Annotated in this window: 12 protein-coding genes; 6 read left to right on the top strand and 6 right to left on the bottom strand. The window is 33.0% G+C overall.

Annotated elements, in window-relative coordinates; all coding sequences use genetic code 11:
• From KI369_RS15935 to KI369_RS15920, 4 genes are all read right to left on the bottom strand, one after another.
• Positions 1-1,465, bottom strand: a 1,465-nt coding sequence (locus tag KI369_RS15935) for a recombinase family protein (protein ID WP_373452616.1), incomplete at its 3' end; no start/stop codon positions are given.
• Positions 1,466-1,733: 268 nt separating this feature from the next.
• Positions 1,734-2,978 carry a hypothetical protein gene (locus tag KI369_RS15930; protein ID WP_089603427.1) on the bottom strand — a complete coding sequence of 415 codons (1,245 nt, stop codon included), beginning with the start codon at positions 2,976-2,978 and terminating at the stop codon, positions 1,734-1,736.
• Positions 2,954-4,384: a hypothetical protein gene (locus tag KI369_RS15925; RefSeq protein ID WP_089603428.1), complete on the bottom strand. Its 1,431-nt coding sequence runs from the start codon at positions 4,382-4,384 to the stop codon at positions 2,954-2,956. The genes KI369_RS15930 and KI369_RS15925 overlap by 25 nt, the downstream gene beginning before the upstream one ends.
• Positions 4,385-4,388: 4 nt before the next feature.
• The gene (locus KI369_RS15920; protein ID WP_071743174.1) at positions 4,389-4,772 is read right to left on the bottom strand and encodes a hypothetical protein; all 384 of its coding nucleotides are present in this window, start codon (positions 4,770-4,772) and stop codon (positions 4,389-4,391) included.
• A 477-nt stretch (positions 4,773-5,249) separates the two neighbouring features.
• On the opposite strand from KI369_RS15920, the gene KI369_RS15915 reads away from it, so the two are divergent.
• From KI369_RS15915 to KI369_RS15890, 6 genes are all read left to right on the top strand, one after another.
• Positions 5,250-5,609, top strand: a complete 360-nt coding sequence (locus KI369_RS15915; RefSeq protein WP_016117806.1) for an ArsR/SmtB family transcription factor — start codon at positions 5,250-5,252, stop codon at positions 5,607-5,609.
• The gene (locus tag KI369_RS15910; protein ID WP_089603429.1) at positions 5,599-8,157 is read left to right on the top strand and encodes a heavy metal translocating P-type ATPase; all 2,559 of its coding nucleotides are present in this window, start codon (positions 5,599-5,601) and stop codon (positions 8,155-8,157) included. Before KI369_RS15915 ends, KI369_RS15910 begins: the two co-directional genes overlap by 11 nt.
• A gap of 59 nt (positions 8,158-8,216) precedes the next feature.
• Positions 8,217-8,801, top strand: a complete 585-nt coding sequence (locus KI369_RS15905; RefSeq protein WP_089603430.1) for an SCO family protein — start codon at positions 8,217-8,219, stop codon at positions 8,799-8,801.
• Between the two features lie 54 nt (positions 8,802-8,855).
• Positions 8,856-9,536 (top strand): DsbA family protein, encoded by a 681-nt coding sequence (locus KI369_RS15900; protein WP_089603431.1) that lies wholly within the window; start codon positions 8,856-8,858, stop codon positions 9,534-9,536.
• Entirely contained in the window at positions 9,533-9,970 is a 438-nt protein-coding gene (locus KI369_RS15895) for a disulfide oxidoreductase (protein WP_089603432.1), read from the top strand. The genes KI369_RS15900 and KI369_RS15895 overlap by 4 nt, the downstream gene beginning before the upstream one ends.
• Before the next feature lie 63 nt (positions 9,971-10,033).
• A complete protein-coding gene (locus tag KI369_RS15890; RefSeq protein ID WP_089603433.1) occupies positions 10,034-10,552 on the top strand; it encodes a PCYCGC motif-containing (lipo)protein in 519 nt (172 codons plus the stop codon).
• Between the two features lie 649 nt (positions 10,553-11,201).
• Here the strand turns inward: KI369_RS15890 and KI369_RS15885 are convergent.
• Positions 11,202-12,779, bottom strand: coding sequence for a recombinase family protein (locus KI369_RS15885; protein ID WP_089603434.1), 1,578 nt, complete (start codon positions 12,777-12,779; stop codon positions 11,202-11,204).
• A complete protein-coding gene (locus tag KI369_RS15880; RefSeq protein ID WP_238363657.1) occupies positions 12,763-14,253 on the bottom strand; it encodes a recombinase family protein in 1,491 nt (496 codons plus the stop codon). The genes KI369_RS15885 and KI369_RS15880 overlap by 17 nt, the downstream gene beginning before the upstream one ends.
• Positions 14,254-14,281: the final 28 nt, after the last annotated feature.

Genomic DNA, 14,281 nt, shown 5'->3' with positions numbered 1-14,281 from the left:
ATAACGGACTTTCAAAAGTATATATAATGTCTACTGTCCCATTTTGATGGATATTGATTTTTTGAATTAACGTTTGAAATACGTGAATTAAATCTTGCTCTTGCTTTTGTAACTGCTCAAAGGCTTGTTTTATCGTTTGAATATCAATTTGAACATGATTACCATTTTGTATCACCAGTAATTCATGGTCCGCTTTGATTATTTCCACTTCAAGATCGTTTCGTTTTTTTTCAAACTCTTCTTTATTAATAAGTTCTTCTAAATACAAATCTAGTAATGCTTTTTTCTTTTGCTGATTTGTACTCATAAGCTGTTGTAAATTTTTTATCTTTTTCTCTTGCCCCTTTTCGACATTGCTTTGAAGCCTTAAAGTCACAGACTCTCCTTTTTCCACTAGTAAACTTATGATAAACTGACGAAAATCCCCATATTGAATTGGCACATGATTTACACAACCATGTTTTCCTGCCCGGCGATATTGAGAACACTTTAAATATTTCCATTCCGTCCGCTCTCCACTTTTCTTTTTCAAATGAGACTGTACAATTACCATATTAGAACCACAGACTGCACATTTTGCTAGATTGCGAAATTCATTCCAAGCTGTGATTTTCGTTTTATTTGTTTTATTTTTTTTTCGATTTGCTTGATTCCATATCTCTTCTTTAACAATCTTAGGGTGATGATCAGGAAAAACAAACCATTTTTCTTCTGGGTTTCGAATTTGTTTTTTCTTACCACCAACTTTTACTGAAGTATATTGATTTAAAATAAAGGTTCCTTTATAAATTGAACTTTGAAGGATTCTTTGAACTGATGTCATTTGCCAGTTTTTTTTAGTTTTCGACTTTATACCCAATCGATTTAATTCATTTGTTATCTTTTTATATCCCCAACCTTCGAGATACCATTTATACATCATTTGAACAACTTGGGCTTCTTCCTCATTAATCACCAATTTTTGATTTTCACGATTGTATCCATACGGAACTTTCCCAATATGTTCCCCACGACGTACTTTTACTGACAAAGCTGCCGTAATACTAGACGAAAGCGTTCGACTGTATTGAGCTGAAAATAAAGACCATAGCTCAAATGCCATATCGTTTTTTCCAGCCTTTACAGAGTCGTAACCTTCTTCAACAGAAATGATTCGAACATTATGAGCTAAAAACACCTCACGAATCTCTAGTGAATCCTTCAAATCCCTTGCTAAACGAGAAATGGATTTAAAAACAACCATATCAATTTCTTTTGTTTTTGCCTTTTGCAATAGCAATTGAATAGAAGGTCGGTCTACAAATAAAGTCCCACTTATTCCCTCATCTTTATAAACACGTTTTTCATCCCACTTAAATCCATTTCGTTCTAACCAATTTCGGCAGATATCTATTTGGTTTTCGACAGATGAAACCTGTTCATCTCGATCAGTTGATACGCGAACATAAACTGCATAGGATTCCACCCATAACACCTACTTTTCACAAATCACCATGTAGTATTAATGCTTATGCGAGAACAGTATTAATTAAAATCAATTTTTAACTAAATAAAGAACAAGCCGTATTAAATTTAATCTATGCTTATTATAATTATGATCTCTTTATTTTATTCACTCACATGAATCGAATTCATATTTATGAAAAAAATATTAACAATGCTTAAACAAAAAAACTATCCTTACACAAAAGTCATGCCATTAAATCATGCCTTTTGCAAGGATAGTTTTTAATTTATAAATTTAACTTACTCTTATCTTTTTCAGCTACTCTTTTAATCCCTCTCTCCCACGAAAACCACCTTAATTTTATATGAGGAACAATGCTTAGATAAAATATAATAATTATGATAACAACAGAAAGCAGTACATGTATTGTTAACATAATTGGATCCTTAAAAATATCTTCTATATTCTTAACACCCTGAAACAATAGCATAAACGATGTAATAGCTGGTACTATGATCATAAGAAATATACCAATATATTGCTTTATATCAGATAACATAGGAGTTTTTATGCTCTTTTGAATAGATCGGTGTTTCTTTACCTTTCCATTAATCCAAGCATCTAAACTTTGAATGTATGTCTCCAATTCTTCATTGATTTTTTTTACACCATTGATAAATGAATGAATTTCTATTCGATTATTATTAACAATAATAATAATTTTCTTATTACCATTAGTTGAAATAAAAACTTCTCGTATTAATTCATATGGTATTAAATATTCTATTGATTCTTGTCTAAATTTCCGACTGTCATTTGTTTTTTGATAGTCCATTTCAATCAAATAATCATTAACAAGCAATAAAATACCTTCAATTTGAGAATTATCCAAATCTTTCGGTATATTTATGTAATTATATAATTTAGAATATGTTTCTTTATTACTTTCTTGGAGCCAAGCAAAGAATCGAGTAGCTTCTTCAACACTACTTAATGGTATATCCCAATGAGACATTCTTTCTTCTGGAATAGATGATGAGGCAAAAAATGCGATATAAACCTTTCCTTCTATATTTTGAAACAGCTTTGAATCATTAAGCCTTTTTGTTAAGAAAATGATTTTAGGTGCTTCCTGTATTCCATTTTCAATTAATACACTGTATTCACCGTTCTCATATTCAATTTTAGTATCTCTTTCTAATGAAAATGTTCTTCCTGCATTATAAAAAACAGTATTCAACCAAATCATTATTAGCTTTTTGACATTGACTTTAACAAGAGATACATTTACTGGCTTTAATATCGGTTCCGCATCTTCATCGCTATGTTTTTGTTCAAATGATTCTAATTCTTCTATATCAAAAACTCCTTTTGATCTTAAAGAATTAATATCTTCTCCCTTTCCCAACCTTTGCTCAAACACTTTCATATCAATAGAATAATCTTTAAGAGCAGTTAAATTTACATCTGACAATATAACATCTAAACAGTTTATTTCATCATTGGTTAAGATGTTCTCTGTTCTAGACATTCCGACCATTCCTCAATTTTAATTTTATATTCTTCAATTATCCTTACTACATCATCTTTAAATTTTGTATAAAAATGACATATTAATATTACAATATTTTTAGCTAGTTCATCAGAATCCGTGCGATTTTTATAACGATGTGAAACAAAATAATCCGAAAAGAAACTTTGTAAGTTCCCATAGTTATCTATATTTATTTCTTCATCCTTTAATTCTTCTTTTATAACATTTAGAATCTGATTCTCTTCTAACATTATTACACTCTCTAATCCTAAATTAGTCAAAACCGTAAATAATAATTTCCTCTTTTGAACATTTAACTTACTGCCCTCGACAACTTTCTTTAAATCTTCCTCTACTTTTTTTATTTTGGCTTCCAAATGATATTGAAGAATAGATGATTTTATACGCTTAAATGTTTGTATCATAATTTGTTCTATATCATTGTAGAATTTTTTATTATGAATTACCCAGTTAAGTTGTAAAATGATATAATCTAAGACTTTAGGACTAACTGGCGTACCAATATAAATACCTCCGTCGTGTGTAAGCTTGAGATTACAAGCATGTCCCTCAATAATACATTGAATCGCTAATTCATACATTTTAAGACTAGATGAATCTTCAATAACCTGCATGATATTATTATTTTGGTGCTGAGGACCTACTCCATAAATATCTACTCTTAAATCATCATCAGATTTAAATTTTGGAGAAGAAACTAGTCCTTTTAACTTAAGGTTGATCATAATAAGTTGAGCTTCATCCAAACTTATTTTTTCTATTCTAGGTACATATCTTTTAAACAATAATGAAACTACTGATAATATTTGTATTGCCTGAGTTTCAGTTATATCTAATTTATATATAGCAGCTAGCTTCGTTGCAGTATAAAGACGTACTTCAACAAACGTGCTTCTTATTATTTGAGTGGGAATAGGATTTGTAACTAATTCTGTCTTGTCAACACGGAACCTTAAATCCACAGAAGATTGATTATAATTCACATCCTCTAAAAATAAATCGTATTCTAAATTTGCAGATAAAGAATCTCTGTTTCTAATATTTGTTTTTGTAGTAATAAGATCTGCAATTTCCGCTTTTATACTTGTAGTTACATCTATTTCCACCTCTGCTAATCGGAATAGATTTACAGATAGCTTGTCCCCTTTTCTCCCTATTTGCCCAAATGCTTGCATTATTTTTGATCGTATCATCTCTTCACTATCTGGATAGGCATGTCCTAACCCTAATAAACAATTTTTTTTACTAGGTTGTTGTTTGGTTTCTTCTGTTAAATACCCTTTAAAAAATTCAATAAAATCCTCAGCATAAATCCTGTCAATCATTTCATCAATCGAATATTCATTATTCCTAAAGAAAAACGTTTTCTTTTCGATTTCCATTTAACTATTCCTCCAAAAATCTTAGCAATGATTGTCTAGACGCAAGTTCACTTAATTCATCTTTCTGTTGGTCTAGCAAATTAGTAATTTGGTCAATAAATACATGTGGCTGTAACAATTCTTCAAAAGCCTTCTGTACATCCTCATCTTTTATTTTACTTCTTCCCATTGAAGCACTATGCTGCTCGGCTCTTTTTATTAACATGATGCAAAGTTGATCTAATTGTTCTAATAACAGAAGCTTTGTTGTATTAGCAATTTGTCTATCAGTATTGTTGCGCAAAAATCTTGTTAACGTCCCCAATCGAGAAACAGATGTGCCTAATTCATCCGCACTCGTTTCAATCTCTTCGTTAGTTTGTTGTAATTGATTAACATTAGCTTCCATCTATATCTCCCCTTAAAAAAATCTCAAAAACGATTTAACTACTAATAATTATCTTACAATAAGCTCCAAAAAGGAAGCTTTTACCTATACAAAATTTAACTACCGAGTCAAAGAACCTCTCAATTACTAAAGGGCACAACCTTATCCTAAATAAATCAAAATATAGGGATAAACAAATGATATTTCAACAACAAATATCACCAAATCCAAAGAAGGCGTTGCCTCTTTGGAACATGTGTAACCATATTTTATAAACTAATATTCTTCTTCCTTGCCATCACATCTACAAATCCCTCATCTAACTGCCCTTGTTTTTCAAAAACTCCAACTTCCCCTTAGATATCCAAAGCAAAAATAATGTAAAGGAACACTTATTTGTCAGACTTTTTTAAATTTTCGACACACATATTAGCCAATGCTAATATGAATGAAGAATAAACATATTAGTAATTACTAATACGATTGGAGTGAATACAATTGTGTAATACAAATGATTTAGATATAAAAGCCAAATTTATCCGTGGCTTTGCTGATAAAACACGGCTTCAGATTCTTCAATGTATGATGGATGGGGAAAAAACGGTATCTGAAATTGTAGAAATCATCAACGGAAATCAGTCAAACATATCCCAACATCTGAACTGTTTAAAAGGATGTGGCATTATTCTTGGAAGACAAGAAGGAAAGTATGTCTACTATTCTTTACGAAATGCACAAATCGAACAGTTACTTACAATGTTTGACGTTGTATTTCATGAAGTTCAAAACGAGGTAGCATCATGTGATAAAAACGATGCATGCTTATCTCAAAAGGGAGAGAGTTGCCATGACAGATAAGAAAGAAAAACAAACGAGCTGCTGTCAAACTTCTTCTCACAGTGAATCTTCATCAACTCCTACTAAAGAAGGAATACAAAAGGAAACTTCATCATGTTGCTCTTCAAAAAAAGAAATTCCGATTGTTCCCGTTGCTACTATGGAGGCTTCCTGTTGTAGTAGTGACAAAGATACTGTGAAAATAGAAAAAGCAAAGGAAACAACATCATGTTGTTCCCCTAAAATAGAGATCCCAATTGTTCCCGTTGCTAAGAAAGTTTCCTGTTGCAGTAATAACACTGATACTGCGAAAACAGAGAATAACTCTTCCGCTTCCTGTTGTGGACCTAAACCAGAAAAGGTATCTTCATGTTGCTCTTCTGCATCCGCCATACAAAAAGAAGAAGTAACATCAGAAACTTCTTGTTGTAGTGATAGCTCATGCGAAGCCCCATCACCTCGTGATAATCAGAAAGTAACAGGAGATGGCGTACAAACATACCTGGTGGAAGGTATGGATTGCGGTGCATGTGCCTTAACAATCGAAAAACATCTACAAAATGTTCCTGGCGTAGAGGAAGTTCGCGTAAACTTTGCTACTGGAAAAATGCATATTCGTCATGAACGAGATGTAGAGGAAATTATAAAACAAGTATCTAACGCAGGATTTGGGGCTTCCTTAGCGGGAACTCGTAGAGAATCGGCACCTGTTTCAAAATCAAAAAATACAACTTTGATTCTCTCAGGTTTATTTTTAGCTTTAGGATTTGGAGGGAGTTTTACAAACGTACCACCTCTCCTTATTACACTTCTCTATGCGGCAAGCATTGTAATTGGTGGTTATAAGCCTGCCAAAAGTGCCTTTTATGCAATAAAAAGTAAATCACTTGATATGAACGTTCTCATGATATCAGCTGCTATTGGTGCTGCATTAATTGGTCAATGGCTAGAAGGTGCAACCGTTGTTTGGTTATTTGCATTAGGAGCAACGCTACAAAACAAATCAATTGAACGTACACGAGAATCCATTCGTGGATTAATTGATTTAGCACCATCAGAGGCTTGGATAAAAGTTGGAACTGAACTTATAAAAAAATCTGTAGATGATATTGCAGTGAATACAACGATTGTTGTAAAGCCTGGTGAAAAAATCCCATTAGACGGTACAATTATAGGAGGCACTTCTACTGTAAACCAAGCACCGATAACTGGTGAATCTATCCCAATTGATAAACAAATTGGCGATTCTGTATATGCAGGAACGATCAATGAAGAAGGTTCGCTTGAGATTACAGTAACTAAACTCGTTGAAGACACTACGTTATCTCGAATTATTCACCTTGTAGAAGAAGCACAAGAAAAGAAAGCACCCACAGAAGCATTTGTGGATCGTTTCGCAAAAATCTATACCCCTATCGTTTTTGTATTAGCAATTGGCGTCATGATCATCCCTCCCCTTCTTGGTATGGGCGAATGGATGGAATGGATTTATAAAGGATTAGAACTTCTTGTTGTCGCATGTCCTTGTGCTTTAGTTATCTCAACTCCTGTTGCCATTGTATCTGCAATTGGAAATGCAGCAAGAAATGGTGTACTCATTAAAGGTGGTACTGCTCTAGAAATTGCTGGTTCATTAAATGCTATTGCATTTGATAAAACAGGTACATTGACCGAGGGAAAACCAAAAGTAATGCATGTACGAAGTTTAGATTGTACTGAAGACGAGTTATTATCCATCGCAGCAACAATTGAAGAATACTCTAACCATCCAATTGCAAAAGCAATTACAGCTTATGCGAAAGAACATCAAACTTCTATTCAAAGTGGAGCTGACTTCCGCGCAATTGTAGGAAAAGGTGCTCAAGTAACGATAAATAGCGAAACATACTACGCTGGAAATAAAGCATTATATGAAGAGCTTGGAGTTTCGCTTCAAATGTGGAACGAACCGATTCGGGAAATGCAAAGAATTGGTCAAACCGTGATACTTGTTGGAACGAACAAAGTTATTTTAGGAATGATTTCAGTAGCAGATTCCATTCGTTCTACTACTTATGGAACAATTCAAGAATTAAAACGATCAGGTATTCAGGAAACTGTTATGTTAACAGGAGACAATGAAGGAACTGCTGAACACATTGCACAGAAAGCAAAAGTAGATCGTTATTTTGCTAACTTACTTCCAGAAGATAAGGTTCATTCTGTAAAACAACTTCAATCTGAAGGGAAAACAGTAGCTATGATTGGGGACGGTATTAATGATGCCCCTGCCCTCGCTACCGCAAACCTTGGTATTGCCATGGGCGGTGCAGGAACTGATACAGCAATGGAAACGGCAGATATTGTCTTGATGGCAGACAATCTTGAAAAACTTCCTTATACCATGAAACTAAGTCGAAAAGCATTGCACATCATTAAACAAAATATATGGTTCTCATTGATTATTAAATTTATTGCCCTTGCCTTTATCTTCCCAGGTTGGCTTACTCTTTGGATGGCTGTACTAAGTGATACAGGGGCTGCGCTTATTGTAATACTTAACAGTATGCGTTTATTACGAAACAAATAATAAGATTCGGGGCTACCTAGTAGCTCCGTACCTTAAATATATTTTGAAAGGGTATACATATGAAAAAAATTCGTGTGATTGGATTACTTATGCTTATTTCCATAGTTTCGATTTTAGGAGCATGTAGTGATAATAAACTAAGGGATTCACTAGATTGGGATGTAGAAAAATTTGCATTTACAGATCAGAATGGGAAAAAGTTTGGTTCATCTGAGTTAAAAGAAAAGGTCTGGGTAGCTGATTTTATCTTTACAAGCTGTCAAACTGTTTGTCCACCTATGACAGCCAATATGGCAAAACTTCAAAAAATGTTGAATGCAGAGGGAATTAAAGATGTAGATTTTGTATCATTCAGTGTAGATCCTGAAGTAGACACACCTGAAAAAATAACAGAATTTATGAAGGTCTATGAAATGGATACAAAGAGAACTCATTTCCTAACAGGCTATACAAGACCAGACATTGAAAAGTTTGCAAAAAAGAACTTCCAAACCCTTGTAACCAAACCAGAAAATAATTCACAAGTTATACATGGTACGAGCTTCTATCTCGTAGACAAAGATGGAAAAGTTGTAAAGAAATATTCAGGTCTTCAAAACACACCATATGAAGATATCATCCGCGATATTAAACGAATTCGATAACCAAAAAACTTCTTGTTATGTTCCTATTAAACTCTAAAAATTCGAGGTGTTTACATGAAGAAAAAACAAGGCTCTCACATAAAATTATTGTTAATTGCCACATTAATCATTTTCGCTGCAGTTACAGCTTTCGTCGTTTTAAATAAAGAAGAACAAGTTGCTACGAATGAAGTGATAAAAGATTTACCTCCTATCGGTAAACAACCTACTTTAGGAAAAGAAGATGCACCAGTCTCTATTATTGAGTTTGGTGACTTTAAGTGTCCTGCTTGTAAAGCATGGGGTGAGCGTATCTTCCCTCAATTACAAAAAGACTATATCGATACGGGGAAAGTTAAATTTTCATATGTGAATGTTTTATTCCACGGAACAGAATCAAAATTGTCTGCTTTAGCTGCTGAATCTGTTTATAAACAAGACCCACAAGCATATTGGAGTTTCCATAAAGAATTATTTAACGCACAGCCAGAAAATCACGATGATTCATGGATTACTCCTGAAAAACTATTAGAAATTGCAAAAGCATATACACCAAGTATTAATACTACTCAGCTCGAAGAAGATTTAAAAAGACAAACAGAACAAGAAGAAGTAAACAGAGATGAGAAACTAACACAAGACTACAATGTAGAAAAAACACCGAGCATTGTTGTAAATGGAACGATGTTATCTGATCCTTATGATTATGAACAAATCAAAAATTTAATTGAAAAAGCATTGAAGGAAAAGAAATGATGAATACAATAAAAAAGAACTTTGAATGGCGTAATTACACCTTATATATGGCATGGATTGTGTCAATGATTGCGACACTAGGTAGTCTATTTTTCAGTGAGATTCTTGGATTCATACCATGTGAATTGTGTTGGTTCCAACGAATTATGATGTATCCACTCTGTATTATTTTAGGCATTGCCACGTTCTATAATGAAAAGAACATTAAAAAATATGTATTACCGATTTCTATTATTGGTGGAACTATCTCAATTTATCACTACGCAATACAAAAAATCCCTGATGTTTCAGAAATTAATCCATGTGTCCAAGGTGTTCCTTGTAATGTTGATTATATTAATTGGCTAGGTTTTATCACAATCCCATTTTTAGCTTTAATTGCTTTTTGTATGATTACTTTGTTTATGTTGTTAACGAGATCAAAAACGAATTAATAAAAAAACATGTAAATCGAATCATTATCTATAAAAGAATTTCTACAGAGAGGAGACAGTATGATGTCAAAGATCATACCTGTAGTTTTATTAGTAAGCCTATTAATCGGCTGTAGTTCCGTTAATGATTCATCACCGACTAATAACAAACACACAAAAAATAAGTTACAAGAAACCAAAAATAAAGGTGCACATTTTAAAGGCGATACTCTAGAAACAACAGCTAATATAGAAACTCTTCCTTCTTTTTTATCGTCAACAAAAAATGGACAAGTCTCTCAAATTTATGGGATGGTAGGAAAAGATACCGAACTTTTAAAATGGATTCCTTGTTACTGTGGATGTGACGAAAACTCTGACCATAAAAGCAATAAAGATTGTTTTATCCATGAAATTAAAGAGAACGGTGAGGTTACATGGGAATCACATGCAATGAGTCAAGCTGCTTGTGTAGATATTGCTTTCCAAGCGGTTTTAATGAAACAAAATGGAGCCTCTACTTTAGAAATTCGTGAATATATCGACAAGCAATATAAGAAAGAAGGTATAAATGCAACCCCAACACCGATGCCTAGCGCTTAATACATTTTAAAATACGAATACTAAAAAATAGCCATCGATATATCAATGGCTATTTTTTTAGGGGTAGTTATTCTATTTACTTTTTAACATAACTAATTAAATATGACACAGATAAAATAACAAGCTTTATATGAACCTTGTAAAAAGAAATGTTTCATAACACACATATTACATAACAACCATAATTAATTTAAATAAGAAAATTCTCTTTAATGATGCTTAATTCCCCCCACCAGATTCTTGTTTCTCCAACATTAATACTGTTCCTATTTCAAAATTCGCTATCAAACTTTGAAAATTTATCAATTTATATTTCACCTCAGTGCCGAATGACCAAAAGACATATTCACCCTTACACCGAGAAAGGAATATCCTGAATCTTCTTTATTTACAAACAAAGGGACAAACCTTATATATAACGGAATCTTGTCCTACTTTTTAAAAAAATCACTCGGTAAAGAAGTAGTAGTGGTATACCATTACTAACTTAATACCGAGTAAACGTTTTTCTTGGCATAACTCCTTCACCTTTTTGCCGAGAAAAATAATTTCTTTGAAACTAGCATATTTCTAAATGACAACCCATAGCACGTCCATATTTGTGATATTAAAAAGCAATAAAAAGAAACTCAAATTTCCGAGTTACTTTTTATTGCTCTAAATTTATTTTTAAAATATATTCTGTTTTCCCATTTTGATCTATTATAATTTTATCAATTAAATACACCAAAAGTTGACGAATTCGTTTCATATCTTTTTGTAAATTTGTAAATTCTATTCGAAATGCTTGTAACACATTTTTTTGTAACATACTTTGGTTAGAATCGACATCTTCAATATGCTTCATTTCTGCTTCTTTTTTTGCGATCAACTCATCTGTCTCTCTGATTTCGTGCAACAAATGCAAACGATAATCCAACATTACATCCAACAAAGGATCTATTTTCGGATCAACTTCCACCAATTTCTTCTTTTGACTATATAATTCATCTATTTCACGTTCCGCATCTTTGATCCAAACTAGACAATTATCCACCTGTTTTTTTAAACGCTGCATTTCTTTTTTTATTTGTTTGATTCCTTTTTCTAAAGTTTGTTCCACTTCATACATCAGTTCCGTTTGCGATTTAGAAATAACTTTATCCGTAATCTCCTTTATAACACTATCAAAAACCAATGCATGTAACTCATCTGTTGAAAACCAAACATTACATAATTTATTCGAGCACATATATTTTTTCATTCCATATTTCTTCCCATTTTTCCCCCTAGTCTCTTGATTCTTTGGAAGCAAAGGCGCATCACAACTTTTACAATAAATTAAGTCCCGTAGAACATACTCTGTTTTTAATTGTTTGGGAGGTAACTCCTTGTTTCTTTTCTTCTCAAACATTTGAAAAGTAGCTAACCATTCTTCCTTGGTCATAATAGCTGGAATCTCTTCACATTTTGCCATCTTCCATTTGGATAAGTCTTCAATACTATTTCCAGATCCAGGTTTTAGTCTTCCGAATGTAACATACCCTGCATAAATTGGATTGGTCAAAATGTGCTTTACTCGTTCCTTTTTCCAATGGATTGTATTTGTTTTCGCCTTTTGCTCATTTAATATTTTGGCGATATCCGCAAACCCTTCACCACTTTGATATAACTGATATATCTTTAACACAAGTTCTTTTTCATCTTCTAGAATAGAAAAGTTCTTAGTATTTTCATCCTGTACATATCCAAACGGTACAGGACCTCCCATCCATTGACCATAGTCTGTTCTTTGTCCATACGCATCTTTCGTACGTGCACTGATTCGCTCTACTTCATAACGAGTTCCACCCTCTCGAATTAATTGTGTAATAATATCACGCTCGGTATACAATTCTCCCGTACTCGTCAATATAACATCTGTTTTCGCTTCGTTCATTATTACTCGTATTTGTACATGTTCAATCTCCGATCGCGCAAGGCGGTCATCTGCATACGTAATCACAAAATCATATTTCCCTTGTTCTACATCTCGTAATAACGCCATGATTTGAGGACGCTTGATTAACTTCTTTTTAAATGCTGATTCTCCATGATCTACATATTCTTTCACAATTTCACATTCATAGTTTTTTATAAATTCATATACATGATGCCTTTGCGCATCGATGGTTTGACGATCAGATGAAACCCTCGCATAAAAAGCTCCTTTTTTCCCTTTTTCTAAAACATCACGAATTGTCTTCACATGTATGCACCTCTTGATAATGTAAAAATGGATGTTTAAAAATAATTTCATAACCGTGTCTATCTACAATTACAGTAAAAATCAGATCTTGAAATAACTCCATACTCTTATAATCTGGTAAGGAATCTAACATCAAGTGCTTATGGATATTACCTTCCAAATCCTTTACTACACCAGGCACCTTTTTTAATACATTTAGTTTCAATTCCAATTCTTCTTTGATTTGTTTGTGTTCCTGAAAATGTTGATAAGAACCAAGTAATTCTTTGTGCAACTTTTCATTTTTCTTTTCCGTTAACCACCTTTGTACTTTTGTGTGTACTGTCTTTTTCTTTTGATCTAAGCGCTGACTATGCCCTTGTATCATTCGTTCTATTTCTTTTATATTTTGTCTATAGTAACGTTGAAACAAGCCATCAAACTCTTTCTCTTGTAAATTAAGAAAAAAACATTTCATTTTTTCAAATGTTTTTTGTTCGATATATTCCTTATCAATATACAAACGATGTTCTTTGCATTGATATCCTATTAAAAATGTATCTCCTCTCCGTTTAACAACTCCCTCTAATTGTTTCTTGCAATAAGAACATTGCAGGAGTCCCTCCATACGATACAGAATATCTTCTTTATCAATTTCCTTTTTCGTTTTTGTAGAACCGCGCTTGTTTACTATTCGATTTAGTTTTTCTTGCGCAGCTTCCCATTGGTGTGGTTCAATCGGCATTGTGCCTTCTAGCTGATGTTCTTGGTGAACTCCCTTCAATCGAATACTATATACACCCATATAAAAGGAATTTTCTAATGTACGTCTAACATCTTGTAGTTCCCAAGGAAGTCCTTTTCGTTTCTTAAAGCCTTTTCCATCTAAACAATCTTTTATTTGTTGCAAAGATGTACATGTATCGTTCAAAAATTCATTAAAAATAAACATAACTATATCCATTTCATCTTTTACGATTTCAATTTCTTTTTTCTTTTTATTATTTTGGAAACCATATGGAAGCCGGCTCACTGCTTTTCCTGCATCAAATTTACTCTGACGCATCGCATCAAACCGTTTATTAATTTGTTCACCTTCATGTTGTGCAAAACCAGCCATAATCACTTCTAGGTAGCGATTCATCGGCGTGTATTCCATTACCGGTTCTCCAACAGTCGTAAAATGAACTTTTATCTGTTTCTCCTGAAGAAGTTCATAGATTTCCATATACTCGATTACATTTCTTGCTAACCGGTCTCTCTTATACAAAATTAAATGTTCAATTTCATCATTTCGAATTGCTTCCAACAAACTTCGTAATCCCGGTCGCTGATTCATATGTATAATTCGAGCCGATACATATGGATCTTCATATTCATAGTCCAGCTTCATATAATGATCTCTGCAATACGCCTTTGCATAATATTTCTGCATTCGAACGGAGTGTTCTTGTTTTTTAGATGAACTACGGTAATATGCGACTGTTTTCTTCAATATAACCAGCCCTTCCATCTTGTTGTGC

The sequence above is a fragment of the Bacillus sanguinis genome (assembly GCF_018332475.1).
In the GTDB taxonomy this organism is placed as follows: Bacteria; Bacillota; Bacilli; order Bacillales; family Bacillaceae_G; genus Bacillus_A; species Bacillus_A sanguinis.
Note: the sequence above shows the minus strand (reverse complement) of the source record. Positions and strands in the feature narration are given on the sequence as shown.